This window comes from Mycobacterium sp. (assembly GCF_046095365.1).
GTDB lineage: Bacteria > Actinomycetota > Actinomycetes > Mycobacteriales > Mycobacteriaceae > Mycobacterium.
Map to the genome: position 1 here is coordinate 1 of NZ_JBJTJF010000124.1, position 3,995 is coordinate 3,995.

At 70.2% G+C, this 3,995-nt stretch carries 6 protein-coding genes; 1 reads left to right on the plus strand and 5 read right to left on the minus strand.

The window, feature by feature from the left end; all coding sequences use genetic code 11:
* Positions 1–121: 121 nt before the first annotated feature.
* The 3 genes from ACKOQ4_RS10350 to ACKOQ4_RS10360 all read right to left on the minus strand — a co-directional run bounded on the left by ACKOQ4_RS10350 (position 122) and on the right by ACKOQ4_RS10360 (position 2,151).
* The gene (locus ACKOQ4_RS10350; protein ID WP_526291488.1) at positions 122–1,006 is read right to left on the minus strand and encodes a type IV toxin-antitoxin system AbiEi family antitoxin; all 885 of its coding nucleotides are present in this window, start codon (positions 1,004–1,006) and stop codon (positions 122–124) included.
* Between the two features lie 196 nt (positions 1,007–1,202).
* Complete coding sequence (gene recR / locus ACKOQ4_RS10355; RefSeq protein ID WP_526291490.1) at positions 1,203–1,814, minus strand: recombination mediator RecR; 612 nt, start codon at positions 1,812–1,814, stop codon at positions 1,203–1,205.
* Between the two features lies 1 nt (position 1,815).
* Positions 1,816–2,151, minus strand: a complete 336-nt coding sequence (locus ACKOQ4_RS10360; RefSeq protein ID WP_526291498.1) for a YbaB/EbfC family nucleoid-associated protein — start codon at positions 2,149–2,151, stop codon at positions 1,816–1,818.
* Between the two features lie 148 nt (positions 2,152–2,299).
* On the opposite strand from ACKOQ4_RS10360, the gene ACKOQ4_RS10365 reads away from it, so the two are divergent.
* Positions 2,300–3,073: an Rv3717 family N-acetylmuramoyl-L-alanine amidase gene (locus tag ACKOQ4_RS10365; RefSeq protein ID WP_526291492.1), complete on the plus strand. Its 774-nt coding sequence runs from the start codon at positions 2,300–2,302 to the stop codon at positions 3,071–3,073.
* Here the strand turns inward: ACKOQ4_RS10365 and ACKOQ4_RS10370 are convergent.
* Together ACKOQ4_RS10370 and ACKOQ4_RS10375 are read right to left on the minus strand one after the other, a co-directional pair.
* Complete coding sequence (locus ACKOQ4_RS10370) at positions 3,070–3,507, minus strand: SRPBCC family protein (RefSeq protein ID WP_526291494.1); 438 nt, start codon at positions 3,505–3,507, stop codon at positions 3,070–3,072. The genes ACKOQ4_RS10365 and ACKOQ4_RS10370 overlap by 4 nt on opposite strands.
* Before the next feature lie 24 nt (positions 3,508–3,531).
* A complete protein-coding gene (locus tag ACKOQ4_RS10375; protein WP_526291496.1) occupies positions 3,532–3,831 on the minus strand; it encodes a hypothetical protein in 300 nt (99 codons plus the stop codon).
* Positions 3,832–3,995 lie beyond the last annotated feature (164 nt).

Sequence of the window (3,995 nt, forward strand, 5' to 3'; positions counted from 1 at the left end):
CGGATGTTGGCCGGCCTGGGCTGGAACGTGGTTCGGGTGATCAAAGAGGACACCCCGCAGGAGGTCGTAGCACGGGTCGACGAGGCGCTGCGTGCCCGCGGATGGTGCGGCGAGATTGCACTCACGCAGACACTCTGCGAGTGCGGCGCTGCGTGAGTGCAATCTCGCCGCACCATCCGCGGGCACGCAGCGCCTCGTCGACCCGTGCTACGACCTCCTGCGGGGTGTCCTCTTTGATCACCCGAACCACGTTCCAGCCCAGGCCGGCCAACATCCGCGATCGGCGTTGATCCCACACGTAGCGACGGCGGTCCGTGCGGTGCTGGTCGCCGTCGTACTCCGCGGCGACTTGGAACTCCTCCCAGCCCATATCGAGCGCCGCCAGGGTTCCGGCGTGGTCCATCAACGGGATCTGCGTGTTTGGGCGGGGAAAGCCGGCATCGACGATGAGGAGGCGCAGCCACGTTTCGCGCGGTGAGGCAGCGCCGCCGTCGACGAGGGGCAGCGCCCGGCGGAGCCGTCGGACGCCCCGTGCGCCGGGGTGGCCCTCAGCAATCCGCGCCACGGCCTCGGCCGAGAACGGCGTGGCCCGCATCAGCGCGTCGAGGCGCACGAGTGCGCGGTCGCGGGGCAGGTGGCGGCCCAGATCGAACGCCGTACGGGCGGGCGTGGTGACCGGGATGCCCGCGACACGGGTGACCTCGTCGGGGTGGAGCGTCTCGTTGCGCACCCGCAACGCGGCAGGCGGGCGGGGGCAGCACCAGATGAGCTCGACCGGTTCGTCGGCGTCGACCCACTGTGCACCGTGTAGTGCCGCCGCTGCGGCGCCCGCGACGACGGCTTGCCGGCGCGACCACAGCCAGGCTGCGACGGTGTGGTCACGCAGCGTGAGTTCAGCACCCCGGGGCGCGTAGACGTCGGGCAGCAACCGGCGACAACGGCTGAGTTGGTAGCGGGTCAGGGCGCCTCGCTGTAGGGCTTCGCTGCCGATGACGACGTCGCTCATGGCGGGAGCATGCCGAGCACCTCCGACAACGACCGACAACGGCCGCCGAGGGCCCACGAGGGCCCACGGCAACCTCGCCGAGATTGCCCTCACGCAGCTAGATGCGGCTTGTTTCCTGCGTGGGTGCAATCTCGGCGGAAGAGGCGGGGACCGGACGGACCCGGCGGGGCCGACGGGGCCGACGAGGGACGCCCCGCTAGACCATGGCGCGGCGGCCGGACAGGGCGCGGCCCAGGGTGAGCTCGTCGGCGAACTCCAGGTCACCGCCCATCGGCAGGCCCGAGGCGATGCGGCTGACGGTGAGCCCGGGGATGTCGCGCAAGATACGGACCAGATAGGTGGCCGTGGCCTCGCCCTCGGTGTTGGGGTCGGTGGCGATGATCACCTCGGTGATGTCCACGCCGTCGGCCCGCTCGCCGATCCTGTTGAGCAGCTGGCGGATTCGCAGCTGATCCGGGCCGATGCCGGACAGCGGGTCAAGAGCTCCGCCGAGCACGTGGTAGCGGCCGCGGAACTCCCGGGTGCGTTCGACCGCCTGGACGTCCTTGGGCTCCTCGACCACGCACACCTGCGAGCCGTCCCGGCGGGCGTCGCTGCAGATACGGCAGCGCTCGGCGTCGGAGACGTTGCCGCACGTCTGGCAGAACTGCACACCGTCGCGGACCCGGGACAGCACCGCGGTGAGCCGGTCGATGTCGGGCGGCTCGACCGAGATCAGGTGGAAGGCGATCCGCTGCGCGCTCTTGGGCCCGATGCCCGGCAGCTTGCCGAGCTCGTCGATGAGATCCTGGACGGGGCCCTCGAACAAGTCAGGACTCCGGCTGCTGACCGGTGGCCTCGGCCAGCGGACCGAGGATGTCCTTGACCGTCTCGCGCATGTTGTCGCCGGCGTTGGTGATGGCCGCGATGATGAGGTCCTGGAGGGTCTCGACGTCATTCGGGTCGACCACCTGCGGGTCGATGCGCAGCGCCAGCAACTCGCCGGAGCCGTTGAGGTAGACCTCCACCAGGCCGCCACCGGCCTCCCCGCGGACCTCGGTCTCGGCGATCCGCTGCTGGGCCTCCATCAACTGGTGCTGCATCATGTGCGCCTGAACCAGCGCGGCCTGCAGTTGCTGGAGGCCCTCAACCGCCTCGGCTGGCATCTGTGGCGGCACCTGGGCGCCGAACGCGGTCAGATTGCCGGGATCACCGGGTTGCATGACGGTCTCCTTGCGTTGTGGTCTCGACTTCGTTGCGGCCTGGCATTTCAGGCAGCCGGTGACTTTCAAGCCTAGACGGCTAGGGATTACCGTGACGCCCGTGCTGAACTTCGCCGCAGTGCGTGTCGTGGCCGCAGCCTGCACCGGCCTGCTGGTCGCCGCATCGCCGCTGGCAGCACCGATTGCGCAGTCCGCTCCGGGCACCATCGCCGGGATGATCGTGTTCCTCGACCCCGGCCACAACGGCGCCAACGACGCGTCGATGACCCGCCAGGTGAGCAACGGACGGGGCGGCACCAAGGACTGCCAGGCCAGCGGCACCAGCACCGACGGCGGCTACCCCGAGCACACCTTCACCTGGGACACCACCCTGCGCGTCCGCCAGGCGCTAACGGCGCTGGGTGTCCGCACGGCGATGTCGCGCGGCAACGACGACCAGGTGGGCCCGTGCGTGGACGAGCGCGCCGCCATGGCCAATGCGCTGCAGCCAAACGCGGTGGTGTCGATCCACGGCGACGGCGGCCCGCCCACCGGTCGCGGCTTCCACGTCCTGTACTCCAGTCCGCCGCTGAACCTCGTGCAGGCCGGTGCCTCCGTGCAGCTCGCGCGCATGATGCGCGACCAGTTGGCCGCCTCCGGTATCCCGCCGTCGACCTACATCGGCACCGACGGGCTCAACCCGAGGGCCGACATCGCGGGCCTGAACCTGGCGCAGTATCCGTCGATCCTGGTCGAACTGGGCAATATGAAGAACCCGGTGGACTCCACACTGATGTCCAGCGAGGATGGCCGGCAGAAGTACGCCGACGCCGTGGTCCAGGGCATCGTGGCGTTCCTGCAGACCCAGCCGCCGCGGACCAGTTAGGTCTCCACCTCTTTCTTGAGGTTGGCCAGCACCTCGGCCTGGATCTTGCGCAATCCCAGTGGGGCGAAGGTCTTCTCGAAGAAACCCTTGATGCCGCCGGCCCCGTTCCAGGTGGTCTTGACGGTGACGCTCGATCCCGGTCCGGCCGGGGAGACGGTCCAATTGGTCAGCATCGAGGAGTTGGCGTCCTTCTCGATGACGGTGTGGCCGGCGACATCGACCGCGGCCTCGACCTGCCGCGAGCGGGACCTGGTGGCCTGCAGCTTCCAGGCGGCTACCGTGCCCCTGCCCTGACCTCCCTGCAGAACGCGGTACTGGCTGTAGTGCGGCGAGAGGATCCTGGGCCGGACGGTCGTGTAGTCGGCGAGGGCGCCCAGAACTTTCGCCGGCTCGACGTCGACCAGGATGGTGCTGGATGCGCTGACCTGTCCCATGCCGCTCAGGGTAATCAGGCCGATTCAGCCGTCGATGCGGCGGGCGCCGAGTTCGGTCTGCAGCAGTTCGAGCGCGGCCTCCTCGGGGTCGCGGCGGGGGGCTGCCTCGGCCTCGCCGTCGTGAGCCTCGGCGATCATGTCGTTCTCCTCGGCGCGCTGCGCCTCGACCGGGTCGGATTGCGGCTCAGGCGGCAGGGCCTCCGGGGCGGACGCGGCCGCACCGGCGCCGACCTCACAGCGCACCCGCCAGTCCACCCCGAGGGCGTCCTTGAGGGCGTCGCGGATGACGTCGACGTTGTGCTGCTCGGTCAGCCGCTTGGCCATCGACGGCGACACCCTGGTGCTCTCCCACCCGGCGGCCCCGCTGGCCAAGCGGCTGACCGAGCAGCACAACGTCGACGTCATCCGCGACGCCCTCAAGGACGCCCTCGGGGTGGACTGGCGGGTGCGCTGTGAGGTCGGCGCCGGTGCGGCCGCGGCCGCCCCGG

Bases quoted from the DNA above. Each gene is read 5' to 3' on its own strand.
- ACKOQ4_RS10370 (WP_526291494.1), bottom strand. From the start codon at position 3,507: ATGGGACAGGTCAGCGCATCCAGCACCATCCTGGTCGACGTCGAGCCG.
- ACKOQ4_RS10375 (WP_526291496.1), bottom strand. From the start codon at position 3,831: ATGGCCAAGCGGCTGACCGAGCAGCACAACGTCGACGTCATCCGCGAC.
- ACKOQ4_RS10350 (WP_526291488.1), bottom strand. From the start codon at position 1,006: ATGAGCGACGTCGTCATCGGCAGCGAAGCCCTACAGCGAGGCGCCCTG.
- ACKOQ4_RS10360 (WP_526291498.1), bottom strand. From the start codon at position 2,151: ATGCCAGCCGAGGCGGTTGAGGGCCTCCAGCAACTGCAGGCCGCGCTG.